Genomic DNA, 12,486 nt, shown 5'->3' with positions numbered 1-12,486 from the left:
GCCGCCCCCTGGCCACGAACCTGTCCATGCCTGTCGAATTGCCTGCCCTGCCCTACCTTTCCGGCTCCCTGCAGCCGCATCTGTCCGCACAGACCGTGGAACTGCATCACGGCCGCCACCATCGTGCCTACGTGGATGCCGTCAACGCCGGCATCCTCGGCACCGAGTGGGAGGAAGCGTCACTGGAAGAGATCGTCCGCCACGCCCAGGGCACGCTGTTCGATGCCGCCGCACAGGCCTGGAACCATGGCTTCTACTGGCAGTGCCTGCGCCCGCGCGGCGGCGGTGAGCCGCAGGGGCGGCTGGGCGAGCTGGTCAAGCGCCAGTTCGGCGACGTGCAGCGCCTGCGCGAGGAATTCAACCGCACCGCACTGGGCCTGTTCGGCTCGGGCTGGGTGTGGCTGGTGCAGCATCCGGGCGGGCAGCTGGGCCTGCAGGCCACCCGCAACGCCGGCACGCCATTGACCGGCGAAAGCTCCCCGCTCCTGTGCTGCGACGTATGGGAGCACGCTTACTACACCGACTACCAGAATGATCGCGCGCGCTATCTGGACGCGTTCTGGCAGATGGTCAACTGGGAATTCGCCGAAAGCCAGCTGCGCTGAGGCAGCGGCTCCGCCACGGGGTAGTGCCGGCCACTGGCCGGCATCCCCATACGCGCACGACCATACCCGATCCGCCCGCCAGCGGCCGGCACTACCGGGAAACAGTACGGAGCTTCACGCGCTCTCGTGCGCGGCCACCGCGTCCATCACCCGTGCCGAGTACACCAGCGCGGCGCCTGCATTGAGCGACACTGCCACGCCCAGCGCCTCGGCGATTTCCTCGCGGCTGGCGCCGTGCTTCAGCGCTGCATCCACATGCACGGTGATGCAGCCGTCGCAGCGGGTGGTCACTGCCACGGCCAGCGCGATCAGCTCGCGGGTCTTGGCATCCAGGTAGTTGGTCTGCGCGCCGGCATTGGCCAGGGTGGCATAGCCCTTGACCGTATCCGGCGAGAGCTTGCCGATCTCGCCGATGCGGCCCTTCAGTTCCTTGCGGTAGGCATTCCAGTCGAGCATGGTCGTGACTCCTGTGAAAGGAGCTCCACGCTACCACCGGGAATGTTGCGCCGATGCCTGCACCGGCGCGCCACATCGTTGCATTGCCGGCCAGCGGCCGGCGCTACCGGGTTCAGCGGTTGCGCAGCGCGTGTACCGCCGGCGCCACCTGGGCCTGGCGACCCAGCTCCAGACCCACCTGGTCCAGTGCATCGGCCAGTGCATCAGCAGCATCATCGCGCAGCGTGGCATGACCGACCTTGCGGCCCTCACGCGGCTCCTTGCCGTAGTCGTGCCAGTGGCCGCTGGCCTGGGCCAGCACCGGCGCCGGGTCCGGCATCGCGCCCAGCCAGTTCAGCATGCAGGCATGGCCGAGCATGCGGGTGCTGCCCAGCGGCAGGCCCAGCACGGCGCGCAGGTGATTCTCGAACTGCGAGGTCTCGCTGCCTTCGATGGTCCAGTGGCCGGAGTTGTGCACGCGCGGCGCCATCTCGTTGGCCAACAGCTCGCCATCGCGGCAGAACAGCTCCAGCGCGAACACGCCGACATACTGCAGGTGCTCGGCGACGCGACGGGCATAGCCGATCGCGGCCTCGTGCTCGGCGGCCGACAACACGGCCGGCGCCACGCTGGCCGACAGCACGCCGTCGACGTGCCAGTTGCCGGTGACCGGCCAGGCCTCGAAGCTGCCATCGCGGCCACGCACGGCAACCACGCTGACCTCCCGCTGGAAGGCCACGAAGCCTTCCAGGATCAGACCAGTACGCTCGACCTGCGCACCCAGCGCATCCCATGCGGCATCGATGTCGGCCTCGCTACGCAGGCGGAACTGACCCTTGCCGTCGTAACCGAGGCGGCGGGTCTTGAGGATGCACGGCAGACCGAACTCGGCAGCCTTCGCGGCCAACTCGTCACGGCTGCGGATGTCAGCGAAGGCCGGCAGCGGAATGCCCAGCTGCTGGAACAGGGTCTTCTCGCTCAACCGGTCCTGGGCCACGGCCAGTGCGGCCGGCGGCGGGTAGACCGGCACGCGGTCGGCCAGGAACTGCGCGCTGTCGGCCGGCACGTTCTCGAAATCGAACGTGACCACGTCGACCTTGGCCGCGAAATCCGCCAGCGCCTGGCGGTCATCGAAGGCACCGACGGTGAGCGGCGCCAGCGGGCCGCTGCAGGCGTCGGCTGCGGGGTCGTACAGTTCGAAGCGCAATCCCAGCGGCGCACCGGCCAGGACCATCATGCGGGCGAGCTGGCCGCCACCCAGGATGCCTACGGTCAGGCTCATTGGCGCGGATCGTCGTGGGCCATCACGTCTTCGGTCTGGCGTGCGCGGAACGCGTCGAGCGCCTGGCCGATCGCCGGCTGGTCACTGGCCAGCATCGCGGCGGCGAACAGCGCGGCGTTGGAGGCGCCGGCATTGCCGATGGCGAAGGTGGCGACCGGGATGCCGGCTGGCATCTGCACGATCGACAGCAGCGAATCCATGCCGTTGAGGGCCTTGGACTGCACCGGCACGCCCAGCACCGGCACGGCAGTCTTGGCGGCGATCATGCCCGGCAGGTGCGCGGCCCCGCCGGCACCGGCGATGATCGCGCGCAGGCCACGCGGGCCCGCCTGCTCGGCGTAACTGAACAACACATCCGGCGTCCGATGCGCGGACACTACCTTCACTTCGAACGGAACACCCAGAGCTTCAAGCTTCTGGGCGGCGTGCTGCATGGTTTCCCAGTCGGAACGGGAACCCATGACGATGCCGACAAGCGGCGCGATCGGGTTGGGGGTCATTGGCCGTCACCTGCCTTAAAGACGTATTCTAGCCATCTTCCACGCAAGACGAAGAACCATGGATCGCAAGCTGCTCGACCTGCTGGTGTCACCGGACACCCGCCAGCCCCTGTCCCTGCTGGATGGCAAGGGCCTGGAAGCCCTCAACAAGGCCATTTCCGCCGGCGCGGTGAACAAGGCCGATGGCAACCCGCTGGCGCAGCCGCTGCGCGAAGCGCTGGTCACCCGCGACCGCAAGCAGGTGTTCCGCGTTGACGACGGCATCCCGGTGCTGCTGGCCGAGGAAGCCATTCCAACCGCCCAGATCGCCGACTTCCCGGCCGCATGAGCGCGCTGCCGACGCCGGATGCGGCCGTTGTCGCCGCCGATGTCGCGCGTGCGCTGGCCGAGGACCTGGGCAGCGGTGACGTCACCGCCGCCCTGCTGCCCGACCAGGCCGACAGCGCCTACCTGCTGTGCAAGCAGGACGGGGTGATCGCCGGCCGCCCCTGGTTCGACGCCACCCACCGCGCACTCGATCCGGACGTGCGCATCGAATGGCATGTCTCCGAGGGCGACACGGTCACCGCCGGCACCGTACTGGCGCTGCTGCACGGGCGCAGCCGCAGCCTGGTGAGCGCCGAGCGCACTTCGCTGAACTTCCTGCAGACGCTGTCCGGCACCGCCACGACCACCGCGCGCTACGTGGCGGCCGTGGCCGGCACCGGCACGCGCATCCTCGACACCCGCAAGACCCTGCCCGGCCTGCGCCTGGCGCAGAAGTACGCGGTGCGCTGCGGCGGTGGAGAGAACCATCGTTTCGGCCTGTACGACACGGTGATGCTGAAGGAAAACCACATCCGCGCTGCCGGTTCACTGGCCGCAGCCGTGGCGGCCGCACGCCGGCAATGGCCTGGGTTGCCGCTGGTGGTCGAGGTCGAGGATCTTGCGCAGCTGCGCCAGGCGCTGGAGGCTGGTTGCGAACGCATCCTGCTGGATGACTTCAGCCCCGACCTGCGCCGCGAGGCGGTGCGCATCACGGCGGGCCGCATCCCGCTGGAAGTCTCCGGCAGCGTCGGACTGGGTGGCCTGCGTTCGATCGCCGAGGACGGCGTGGACTGCATTTCCATTGGCGGCCTGACCAAGCACGTGCAGGCGATTGATCTGTCGCTGAAGCTGGGCCCGCCGCCGGGCTGAGGCCTGACCCGGTTCTCACACCCGGCGTTCACGACAGCGCTGCGACGCTGCGGTCATCCCCCACAGGAGCCGCGCATGCGCCGGATGCTCTTGCCTGCCTGCCTGCTGCTGGCCGCAGCCCCCTTGTCCGCAGCGGCCGCCGAAGCCTGCGATGTGCCGCCCCGCTTCGGCCTGAGCCCGTTGGCGGTGGCCATCCGCAATACCGCCTGCAACGAGCACCGGCTGTGGTTCCGGCCCTTCATTGATCGCGATGGCCGCGCCGCCAGCCTCAGTGTCACCGAGGCCGAAAGCGATCACTTGGCCGACAACGGCCTGATCGCCTGGCAGCGCGTGGCCGGCTACTGGCGCAACAGCGGCACGCTCAACGCAATGGGCAGCATCGCCGGCGCCAGCAGCTGCCTGGCACCGCTGGGCACGCGCTACACCGACAGCGACTGCCGCGCCTTCCTGGTCGACAACCCTTGGTCGGCCGCGTTCATTTCCTGGGTGATGGTGCAGTCCGGCGTTCCCGGCTTCAACACCTCGCCACGCCACATCGACTACATCCGTGCCGCGTACCAGGCCGGCCCCTCGGGCGTGCCGTACCGGTTGGTCGATCCCGCGACCGCAAAGCCCGCACCGGGCGACCTGCTGTGCTTCCTGCGCGACCGCAGCACCACGCTCAGCTACAGCGGGCTGGTGCAGGCACTGGGCAATGGCTCGGTGGGCCACTGGAAATCACATTGCGAAGTGGTGGTAGCGGCCAATCTTGGCGGCGACCAGACCCTGTACCTGGTCGGCGGCAACGTGATGAACACCGTGGCGATGCGGCTGCTGCAGCTGGACCGCACCGGGCTGATCAAGCTGCCGCCCGCGCGCGAACGCAACAGCACCGGCATCGACCCCAGCTGCACGCCGGGCCGCGAGGACGAATGCAGCTTCAACCGCCAGGACTGGGCAGCACTGCTGCAGTTGACCGCCACATCACCGCTGGTGATGCCCTCGCCCACTGCGACGCCGATGCAGCCCGCCCCGACACCGCAACCGGTCATCGTGCCCGCGCAACCGGTATCCAGCGAACCGCAGCCGCGGCGGTGAATCCAGCGCTTGATCCAGCGCACGTTCGCCGCCATCTTTGCGGAACCGACCTCTGACGGCTGACGCCATGCCCACCCTGCTGCTGTTGCTGATTGCCGGCGGAATCATCTACTTCTTCTGGAACGCTGCGCGTTCGGCCGCCGAGCGCGCGGTCGAGCTGGGACGCAATGCCTGCCGCGCAGCCGACGTGCAATGGCTGGACCAGGCAGTGCATGCCACCGGCCTGCGCCTGTCGCGCGGCGAGGATGGCCGGCTCGGTTTCGAGCGCACGTTCAAGTTCGAGTATTCCTACGATGGCATCGATCGCCACGTGGGCCGCATGGTGCTGCGCGGCGACCAGTTGATCTCGTTCACTGGCCCGGGCGCGGCGCGGATCAGCCAGATCCGGCCGGATGCGGAGGATGCCGAGGATGTCTAAGGGCTTTGAGCGCCGACCAACGGTCGGCACCCACCGGTAAATCCTGTAAAGGAAAACGCCGCCCATCGGGGCGGCGTCAGAGGGATTACTTGACCACGCGCAGGTTCGGGCGACCCTTGGGCGGCGGACTGGCCGGCGGGGTATCGTCCGGCGGCGTGCCTTCCTCGTGCAGCAGTTCGTCGCTGGTCGGCGCAGTTTCGCTGCCCGGAATGTCATCCGGCAGTGCCATGCCCTGCCCGGTCTCGCGGGCATAGACGGCCAGCACGGCACTGATCGGCACCTGCACCGGGTAGCTGGTGCCGGAGAAGCGCGCCGAGAAGCTCACCATCTCGTTGTCGATCATCAGCCGCACGACAGCGCGTTCGGCGATGTTGAGCACAACCCGGCCATCCTTGACCGCCGAAGGCGGGACCTGCACGCCGGGGACGCCGGCGTCGACCAGGATGTGCGGGGTCAGCTGGTTGTCGTTGATCCATTCCACCAGCGCCCGCAGCAGGTACGGGCGGTGGCTGGTCATGTGGAAGAAGTCTTCGGTCATGCGTGAAGTGTACGCGCCCGGCGCCCCGCCGGGGCGGATCGCCTGCACGCCGGTCGGCGTGCAGACGGGTAATGCGGGGCCGGATCAGACCGGCAGATCGCGCAGTTTCTTTTCCTGATCGGTCAGGCTGCGGACGAAACCGGGATGGCGGAAGATGCGGTTGCCGTAGTCCTCGATCGCCTTGCCGTCCTTCGGCAGCGGCACATCCAGCGACTGCAGGCGCCAGATGATCGGCGCCATCGCGCAGTCGGCCAGGCTCATTTCCGGGTTGAGGAAGAACTTGCTGGCCTTGAACAGTGGCAACGAGGCCGTCAGCAGTTCTTTCAGGCGCTTGCGACCGGCCTCGGCCTGGGTCTTGTTGCCCAGCTGGATGGCCTGCACCTGCGGCACCCAGTCGTGCTCGATGCGCAGCATGGCCAACCGGATGCGGGCACGCGACAGCGGATCAACCGGCATCAGTGGCGGATGCGGATAGCGCTCGTCCAGGTATTCGCTGACCACCGACGCCGCGTACAGCACCAGCTCGCGCTCGACCAGGGTCGGCACCGAGTGGTACGGATTGAGGTCGATCAGGTCTTCAGGCGGGTTCTGTGGATCGACCGGAACGAAGTCGAAGGTCACACCCTTGGCCGCCAGGACCAGGCGTACACGGTGGCACAGTACGTCGTCGTTCGAGGAAAACAGCGTCAGTGTATTGCGCATGCGTACGCTCGCCGCCATCAAAGGCTCTCCCACGACAGGAGACCGCCTGCCGCATCGGCGCCGCCGGCACCGTGCCAGCGATCGACTCCTCCCCGAGTGTGCAACCGACCATCACAAAAGCCAATAGGCCCGTGCGATGGTCGGCGGCAGATTCAGTGAACGTCCTTCCAGTATTCCTTCTTCAGCAGGTACAGCAGGAAGGTCAGCAGGGCCAGGAACAGGATCACCCACACGCCCAGCTGCTGGCGCTTGAGCGCGGCCGGTTCGCCGGCGTATTCGAGGAAGTTGGTGATGTCACGCACGGCCTGGTCGTACTGTCCGGCATCGACGTTGCCTGGCGTTTCCAGGCGCAGGCCGGTCACCGGCGGGTCCATGCCCGGCGCCTCCGGCTTGCCATGCACGGCATGCTGCAGGCCCTGCATTTCCCACAGCGGGTTGGGCATGGACGCGTTGGCGAACAGCGCGTTGTTCCAGCCCAGCGGCCGGCTGCTGTCCAGGTAGAACGACTTGAGATAGGTGTAGACCCAGTCACTGCCGCGCACGCGCGCGATCAGGCTGAGGTCCGGCGGCATCTTGCCGAACCACTTCTCGGCGTTCTCCTTGGGCATCGCCACCGGGATCGGGTCGCCGATCGCCGAGCCGGTGAAGTTGAGGTTGTTCATCACCTCTTCCTCGGTCAGGCCCAGGTCCTGCGCCATCCGCGAATAGCGCAGGTACTTCAGCGCATGGCAGCCGGAGCAGTAGTTCATGTACAGCTGCGCGCCGCGCTGCAGCGAGGCGCGGTCACCGAGATCGTTGCCGGCCTGCAGCAGCTTGGTGCCGCCTTCGGCGGCGGAGGCCAGGAAACTGCCCAGCATCAGGGCGGCCGTCAGGGCCAGCCGGACCATCCAGCGTTCAGTCATGGGTGGTCACCCTCTCCGGTACCGGCTTGGTCCTGTCCAACCTTGTCCATAGCGGCATGGTGATGAAGAACGCGAAGTACAGGAAGGTCAGCACCCGCCCGATGTAGGTCTCGTGCACGTCGGTGCCGGGGCCGGAACCGATCACGCCCAGCCAGACGAAGCACACCGCCAGTACGCCCAGCATCACCTTCGAGATCCAGCCGCGGTAGCGCACCGATTTCACCTTCGCCTTATCCAGCCACGGCACCAGGAACAGGATCGCGATGGCCGAGAACATCACCAGCACGCCGCCCAGTTTGTTCGGCACCACGCGCAACATCGCGTAGTACGGCGTGTAGTACCAGACCGGCTTGATGTGCTCCGGGGTCACCAGGCGGTTGGCCTCGGTGAAGTTGTCGTGCTCCAGGAACAGGCCGCCGAAACCGGGCGCGAAGAAGATGATGAAGGCGGCGATGATCAGCAGGAAACCGGCGCCGACGCCATCCTTGAGCGTGTAGTACGGGTGGAACGGGATGCCGTCGGCCGGCGCGTTCGGCGACCAGCGGTTGCCCTTCGGCCCCTTCTTGATCTCCACGCCATCGGGATTGTTCGAACCCACTTCGTGCAGCGCGCCCAGATGCAGCACCACCAGCAGCAACAGCACCAGCGGCAATGCGATGACATGCAGCGCGAAGAAGCGGTTGAGCGTGGCGTCACTGGGCAGGTAGTCGCCCATGATCCACTCGGTCAGGCCGTTGCCGATCACCGGTATGGCGCCGAACAGCGAGATGATCACCTTGGCGCCCCAGAACGACATCTGGCCCCACGGCAGCACGTAGCCCATGAACGCTTCGGCCATCAGTACCAGGTAGATCAGCATGCCCAGGATCCACACCAGCTCGCGCGGCTTCTGGTAACTGCCGTACAGCAGGCCGCGGAACATGTGCAGGTAGACCACGATGAAGAACAGCGAGGCCCCGGTGGAGTGCATGTAGCGGATCAGCCAGCCCCACTCCACATCACGCATGATGTATTCGATGGAACCGAACGCCTCGGCGGCGTTGGTCTTGTAGTGCATCGTCAGGAAGATGCCGGTGACGATCTGGTTGACCAGCACCAGCAGCGCCAGCGAACCGAAGTAGTACCAGATGTTGAAGTTCTTCGGCGCGTAGTACTCGCTGACGTGCTTGCGGTACACCGGCATCAGGCCCGGTGCCCGGGCATTGACCCAGTCGGCCACGCCGCTGGCGGTACGGCTGAGGATATTGGCCATCAGGCAGCCCCCTGCGGATCGACACCGATGATGATGGTGTTGTCGTCCTGGTAGTGGTGCGCGGGCACCTTCAGGTTGATCGGCGCCGGCACGTCCTTGAAGACGCGGCCGGACATATCGAAGCGCGACTTGTGGCAGGGGCAGAAGTAACCGCCCTTCCACTGCGGGTCGTAGGGTTCAGGCCGGATCTCGGCGACCATTTCCGGCGAGCAGCCCAGGTGCGTGCACAGGCCGACCAACACGGAGATCTCCGGCTTGATCGAGCGCAGCTCGGGGTTCTGCTTCAGCACGTACTCCGGCTGCTGGTCCTTCTCGCCGGACTCGGGGTCCTTGAGACGGCCATCCAGCCCGTGCAGCGCATCGAGGATCGCCTTGGACCGTTTGACGATCCAGATCGGCTGGCCACGCCATTCCACGATCAGGCGTTGGCCTTCCTGCAGGGCGCTGATGTCGGCCACCACCGGTGCGCCGGCAAGCTTGGCGCGGGCACTGGGGTTCCAGGATTTGATGAAAGGAACTGCGGTGAATCCGACGCCGACGGCGCCCACCACGGCTGTGGTGGCAGAAAGAAAACGCCGACGTCCGGTGTTGACTGGATCGTGTACCCCATCGTTGGCCATCCGGCACTCCGATATTGATTAGGTAGCTTTAAGGCTGCCAGCGGATCCGGTGGGGGCCAGAGCCGCATTGAATCACGGTCGAGTGTAGCGGAACCGTCGCGCGCCACACAACGCATTGCAACAACATTGATTGCGGGGTTGCCGGCCAGCGGCCGGTCGGTACCGGCCATTGCCCAGGGGTTGCCGGCCAGCGCCCGGCACTACTGGTGCGTCAATGCGGTGCGGTAACGCTCGGCCAGCTGCCCGACCCGGCGCACGTAGTACTGGGTTTCGCTGTAGGGCGGTACGCCACCGTGGCGGTCGACCGCGCCTTCGCCAGCGTTGTAGCCAGCTGCGGCGAGGGTCAGATCGCCATTGAAGCGCTTCAACAACCACGCAAGATACTGTACGCCGCCGCGGATGTTCTGCCCGGCATCGTAGGAGTCACTGACACCGAAGCGCGCGGCGGTTGGCGGCATCAGCTGCATCAGGCCCTGTGCACCGGCACGGCTGAGCGCGGTCGGGTTGTAGGCCGACTCGGCGTGGATGATCGCGCGCACCACAGCCTCTTCCACGCCGAACTCGCGCGCGGCCGAGGTGATCTCGGCCTGGAAGGCCGAGGTGTTCAGGCGCACGGTGCCGAAGTCCACGCGTGGATTGACCCCGCACGCGTAGCAGCGCTCCATGAAGCTGTAGCGGATGGTCCGCACCGGGCCGAGATTGGCGACCTGGGTCGGGCGCGCACTGGTGTAGTGGCGCACGCCGTCCTTCATGAAGGAATAGACCTGGCCGCTGACCATGCGTCCGGCGCGCGGGGCGACCGGCTGTGCTGGAGCAGCTGCGGGCGCGGATGCAGGTGTCGGCGCGGCCGCTGCCGGCGTTGCGGCGCTGGCGGCAACGGCCACCGGATTGCGTTCGATGCTGGCCACCGCGGTCGGCGTCGGCCTTGGCGCGGCCACCACGGGGCGCGGCGCCGGACGGGTGTCGCGGCTGTAGCTGATGGTGCTGCAGCGCGCACCCGCCACCCGCTTGCTCACATAACTGGTGACGCCGTCAGGGCCCTGGCACTTGTACAGGGTTCCGGCGCTGGCCGGCGCAGCGGTCAGCGCAGCGATGATGATCGCCGTTGTCCCCAGTATCCCCTTCATGGCGGCGAGTGTCCCAGCTTCGCCGGGGCTTGCCAAGCGATGTGGCTCAGCCTGTGACCGGCGGCACAGCCAGCACCTGGCCCAGCCCGGCCAGGCGCTGGGCCAGTTCGTCGCGCAGGCCCGGCGGCGTGGTCCACAGCGCCACCGGCACGCGGTCCAGGCTGAGGATCTGCGCCAGCATCATGCCCCGGCTCTCGGCCCCCATGCGCAGCAGGCAGTGCTCGGCGCCATCCGCCTCCAGCACCCCGCACCAGGGCGGAATGCGGCCTTCCAGCTCGGCGCGACTGCCGGCCAGACGGACGATGGCCTGCAGCGCGAACGGGGCCTGGCTGACCGCCTGCCGCACCATCACATCCGGCGGCGCCGGGGTGCGCCGGTGCATGCCCGGCTCGGAGCACTCACGCACCGCGCCCATCCGGTCCACGCGCAGGGTGCGCCAGTCCTGCCGGCCCAGATCCCAGGCCAGCAGGTACCAGCGCCGCCCGTAGTTGACCAGGTGCTGGGCCTCGACCTCGCGCTGGGTGACGGCCTCCTGTGCGCTGCGGTATTCGAAGGCCAGCCGTGACGCCTGCCGGCAGTACTGGGCCAGCCGCCCGAGCACGCGCGCATCGGTGGACGGAAGATCGGACAGGGTGGCCGTCGCTGCATGCACCTCGCCGGCCTGCTGGCGGCGACGGGTCGGCACCAGCGGATCGAGCTTGGACAGCAGGCCACGCGCGGTGTCGTCAATGCCGGCGACGGTGGCCGAGGCCGCGCGCAGCGCGATGGCCAGGGTGGTCGCCTCCTCCTCGTCCAGCAGCATCGGCAACACCGGCGCGCCGGACCCCAGCTGGTAGCCGCCACCAACGCCGGCCGAGGCCTGTACCGGGTAACCCAGCTCGCGCAGGCGCTCGATGTCACGGCGGATGCTGCGCCGGTCCACACCCATGCGCTCGGCCAGTTCGGCCCCGGACCACTGGCGGCGGGCCTGCAGCAGGGCGATCAGGCGCAACAGTCGATGGGCGGTATGGCGCATGAAGGATCGAGGACAGAAGTCGTCCGCAATAGTGCCCCAGGATGAGCTCCAGTTCACCACCCACCGCAAGGAGCAATGCCATGACATCCCGCCAGATCACCCTGTACCACGCCGCCCGTTCACGCTCGAGCGGCGCCGTGGCCCTGCTCGAAGCGCTGGGTGCCGACTACCGCATGCAGGTGCTGGACCTGAAGGCCGGCGCCAACCTGGCCCCGGCCTACCTGGCCATCAACCCGATGGGTAAGGTGCCGGCCATCGTCCACAACAGCGCACTGGTGACCGAGCAGGTGGCGATTTACCTGTACCTGGCCGACCTGTACCCGGAAGCCGGGCTGGCCCCGCCGATCGGCGACGCCCTGCGCGGCCCCTACCTGCGCTGGATGGCCTTCTACGGCGCCTGTTTCGAGCCGGCGATGATCGACAAGGCAATGCACCGCGAGCCGCCGCCGCGCCTGATGTCGCCCTACAACGACGCGGAGACGGTGCTGCAGGTGATCGAAGCCCAGCTGGCACAGGGGCCGTACCTGCTCGGCGAGACGATGAGCGCCGCCGACGTGCTGTGGGGCAATGCGCTGGCCTGGACCACCGCCTTCGGCCTGGTGCAGCCGGCGCCGGCCACGGCTGATTACATTGCACGGATGAGTGCGATGACCGCTTTCGACCGTTCGCGGCAGATCGATGCGGAGCTGGCAGCGGCCTGAGGCGTGCCGACGGGCGCGGCCGGGTGCTACCGGGGGGGGGGGGCGGACCCGGAATTCCAGTAGATCCACGCCGTGCGTGGATGACTCGCCCGCCGTGCCTGCGGGACGGAAAGCAGCCAGGCATGGCCTGGCTCTA

At 67.7% G+C, this 12,486-nt stretch carries 16 protein-coding genes; 6 read left to right on the top strand and 10 right to left on the bottom strand.

Going from position 1 to position 12,486, the window contains the following annotated elements; all coding sequences use genetic code 11:
- The first annotated feature begins 26 nt into the window (after nucleotides 1-26).
- A complete protein-coding gene (locus tag N7573_RS02490) occupies nucleotides 27-605 on the top strand; it encodes a superoxide dismutase (RefSeq protein ID WP_279913026.1) in 579 nt (192 codons plus the stop codon).
- 114 nt (nucleotides 606-719) lie between these two features.
- Here N7573_RS02490 and N7573_RS02485 read toward each other — a convergent pair whose 3' ends face one another.
- The 3 genes from N7573_RS02485 to purE form a co-directional block, all read right to left on the bottom strand.
- Nucleotides 720-1,061 (bottom strand): carboxymuconolactone decarboxylase family protein, encoded by a 342-nt coding sequence (locus tag N7573_RS02485; protein ID WP_227863819.1) that lies wholly within the window; start codon nucleotides 1,059-1,061, stop codon nucleotides 720-722.
- A 112-nt stretch (nucleotides 1,062-1,173) separates the two neighbouring features.
- Nucleotides 1,174-2,322, bottom strand: a complete 1,149-nt coding sequence (locus N7573_RS02480) for a 5-(carboxyamino)imidazole ribonucleotide synthase (RefSeq protein ID WP_032128885.1) — start codon at nucleotides 2,320-2,322, stop codon at nucleotides 1,174-1,176.
- Entirely contained in the window at nucleotides 2,319-2,822 is a 504-nt protein-coding gene (gene purE / locus N7573_RS02475; protein ID WP_005412808.1) for a 5-(carboxyamino)imidazole ribonucleotide mutase, read from the bottom strand. The genes N7573_RS02480 and purE overlap by 4 nt, the downstream gene beginning before the upstream one ends.
- Before the next feature lie 58 nt (nucleotides 2,823-2,880).
- On the opposite strand from purE, the gene N7573_RS02470 reads away from it, so the two are divergent.
- The 4 genes from N7573_RS02470 (at nucleotide 2,881) to N7573_RS02455 (ending at nucleotide 5,493) form a co-directional block, all read left to right on the top strand.
- Complete coding sequence (locus tag N7573_RS02470) at nucleotides 2,881-3,150, top strand: Trm112 family protein (protein WP_005408847.1); 270 nt, start codon at nucleotides 2,881-2,883, stop codon at nucleotides 3,148-3,150.
- Nucleotides 3,147-3,998 (top strand): carboxylating nicotinate-nucleotide diphosphorylase, encoded by an 852-nt coding sequence (gene nadC, locus N7573_RS02465; protein ID WP_049463565.1) that lies wholly within the window; start codon nucleotides 3,147-3,149, stop codon nucleotides 3,996-3,998. The genes N7573_RS02470 and nadC overlap by 4 nt, the downstream gene beginning before the upstream one ends.
- 75 nt (nucleotides 3,999-4,073) lie before the next feature.
- Nucleotides 4,074-5,075 carry a DUF2272 domain-containing protein gene (locus N7573_RS02460; RefSeq protein ID WP_134951966.1) on the top strand — a complete coding sequence of 334 codons (1,002 nt, stop codon included), beginning with the start codon at nucleotides 4,074-4,076 and terminating at the stop codon, nucleotides 5,073-5,075.
- Nucleotides 5,076-5,142: 67 nt separating this feature from the next.
- The gene (locus tag N7573_RS02455; protein ID WP_049423257.1) at nucleotides 5,143-5,493 is read left to right on the top strand and encodes a DUF3301 domain-containing protein; all 351 of its coding nucleotides are present in this window, start codon (nucleotides 5,143-5,145) and stop codon (nucleotides 5,491-5,493) included.
- Nucleotides 5,494-5,578: 85 nt separating this feature from the next.
- Here the strand turns inward: N7573_RS02455 and N7573_RS02450 are convergent, their stop codons facing one another.
- From N7573_RS02450 to N7573_RS02420, 7 genes are all read right to left on the bottom strand, one after another.
- Nucleotides 5,579-6,031 carry a ClpXP protease specificity-enhancing factor gene (locus N7573_RS02450; protein ID WP_019659028.1) on the bottom strand — a complete coding sequence of 151 codons (453 nt, stop codon included), beginning with the start codon at nucleotides 6,029-6,031 and terminating at the stop codon, nucleotides 5,579-5,581.
- Nucleotides 6,032-6,115: 84 nt separating this feature from the next.
- Entirely contained in the window at nucleotides 6,116-6,751 is a 636-nt protein-coding gene (locus tag N7573_RS02445; RefSeq protein ID WP_005408842.1) for a glutathione S-transferase N-terminal domain-containing protein, read from the bottom strand.
- A gap of 134 nt (nucleotides 6,752-6,885) precedes the next feature.
- Entirely contained in the window at nucleotides 6,886-7,635 is a 750-nt protein-coding gene (locus N7573_RS02440) for a cytochrome c1 (RefSeq protein ID WP_032128878.1), read from the bottom strand.
- Nucleotides 7,628-8,887 (bottom strand): cytochrome bc complex cytochrome b subunit, encoded by a 1,260-nt coding sequence (locus N7573_RS02435; RefSeq protein ID WP_032128877.1) that lies wholly within the window; start codon nucleotides 8,885-8,887, stop codon nucleotides 7,628-7,630. The genes N7573_RS02440 and N7573_RS02435 overlap by 8 nt, the downstream gene beginning before the upstream one ends.
- A complete protein-coding gene (petA, locus tag N7573_RS02430) occupies nucleotides 8,887-9,507 on the bottom strand; it encodes a ubiquinol-cytochrome c reductase iron-sulfur subunit (protein WP_049423262.1) in 621 nt (206 codons plus the stop codon). Before petA ends, N7573_RS02435 begins: the two co-directional genes overlap by 1 nt.
- Nucleotides 9,508-9,707: 200 nt before the next feature.
- A complete protein-coding gene (locus N7573_RS02425; RefSeq protein WP_049463568.1) occupies nucleotides 9,708-10,634 on the bottom strand; it encodes a lytic transglycosylase domain-containing protein in 927 nt (308 codons plus the stop codon).
- A gap of 46 nt (nucleotides 10,635-10,680) precedes the next feature.
- On the bottom strand, nucleotides 10,681-11,649 hold the full coding sequence (locus N7573_RS02420; protein WP_049463569.1) for a WYL domain-containing protein: 969 nt from the start codon (nucleotides 11,647-11,649) through the stop codon (nucleotides 10,681-10,683).
- 80 nt (nucleotides 11,650-11,729) lie between these two features.
- Between N7573_RS02420 and N7573_RS02415 the strand changes: the two genes are divergently transcribed.
- Complete coding sequence (locus N7573_RS02415) at nucleotides 11,730-12,350, top strand: glutathione S-transferase family protein (RefSeq protein ID WP_279913027.1); 621 nt, start codon at nucleotides 11,730-11,732, stop codon at nucleotides 12,348-12,350.
- The last annotated feature ends 136 nt before the right edge of the window (nucleotides 12,351-12,486 follow it).

Source organism: Stenotrophomonas sp. GD04054, assembly GCF_029836955.1.
Classification (GTDB): Bacteria; Pseudomonadota; Gammaproteobacteria; order Xanthomonadales; family Xanthomonadaceae; genus Stenotrophomonas; species Stenotrophomonas maltophilia_A.
The sequence above is the reverse complement of the archived record's forward strand: the minus strand, read 5'-3'. Positions and strand labels throughout refer to the sequence as shown.

Coding starts and splice junctions, on each gene's coding strand:
- N7573_RS02415 (WP_279913027.1), top strand. CDS start 11,730: ATGACATCCCGCCAGATCACCCTGTACCACGCCGCCCGTTCACGCTCG.
- N7573_RS02470 (WP_005408847.1), top strand. CDS start 2,881: ATGGATCGCAAGCTGCTCGACCTGCTGGTGTCACCGGACACCCGCCAG.
- N7573_RS02460 (WP_134951966.1), top strand. CDS start 4,074: ATGCGCCGGATGCTCTTGCCTGCCTGCCTGCTGCTGGCCGCAGCCCCC.
- N7573_RS02455 (WP_049423257.1), top strand. CDS start 5,143: ATGCCCACCCTGCTGCTGTTGCTGATTGCCGGCGGAATCATCTACTTC.
- N7573_RS02490 (WP_279913026.1), top strand. CDS start 27: ATGCCTGTCGAATTGCCTGCCCTGCCCTACCTTTCCGGCTCCCTGCAG.
- N7573_RS02480 (WP_032128885.1), bottom strand. CDS start 2,322: ATGAGCCTGACCGTAGGCATCCTGGGTGGCGGCCAGCTCGCCCGCATG.
- N7573_RS02440 (WP_032128878.1), bottom strand. CDS start 7,635: ATGACTGAACGCTGGATGGTCCGGCTGGCCCTGACGGCCGCCCTGATG.
- N7573_RS02450 (WP_019659028.1), bottom strand. CDS start 6,031: ATGACCGAAGACTTCTTCCACATGACCAGCCACCGCCCGTACCTGCTG.
- N7573_RS02420 (WP_049463569.1), bottom strand. CDS start 11,649: ATGCGCCATACCGCCCATCGACTGTTGCGCCTGATCGCCCTGCTGCAG.
- N7573_RS02445 (WP_005408842.1), bottom strand. CDS start 6,751: ATGGCGGCGAGCGTACGCATGCGCAATACACTGACGCTGTTTTCCTCG.
- N7573_RS02485 (WP_227863819.1), bottom strand. CDS start 1,061: ATGCTCGACTGGAATGCCTACCGCAAGGAACTGAAGGGCCGCATCGGC.
- nadC (WP_049463565.1), top strand. CDS start 3,147: ATGAGCGCGCTGCCGACGCCGGATGCGGCCGTTGTCGCCGCCGATGTC.
- N7573_RS02435 (WP_032128877.1), bottom strand. CDS start 8,887: ATGGCCAATATCCTCAGCCGTACCGCCAGCGGCGTGGCCGACTGGGTC.
- purE (WP_005412808.1), bottom strand. CDS start 2,822: ATGACCCCCAACCCGATCGCGCCGCTTGTCGGCATCGTCATGGGTTCC.
- N7573_RS02425 (WP_049463568.1), bottom strand. CDS start 10,634: ATGAAGGGGATACTGGGGACAACGGCGATCATCATCGCTGCGCTGACC.
- petA (WP_049423262.1), bottom strand. CDS start 9,507: ATGGCCAACGATGGGGTACACGATCCAGTCAACACCGGACGTCGGCGT.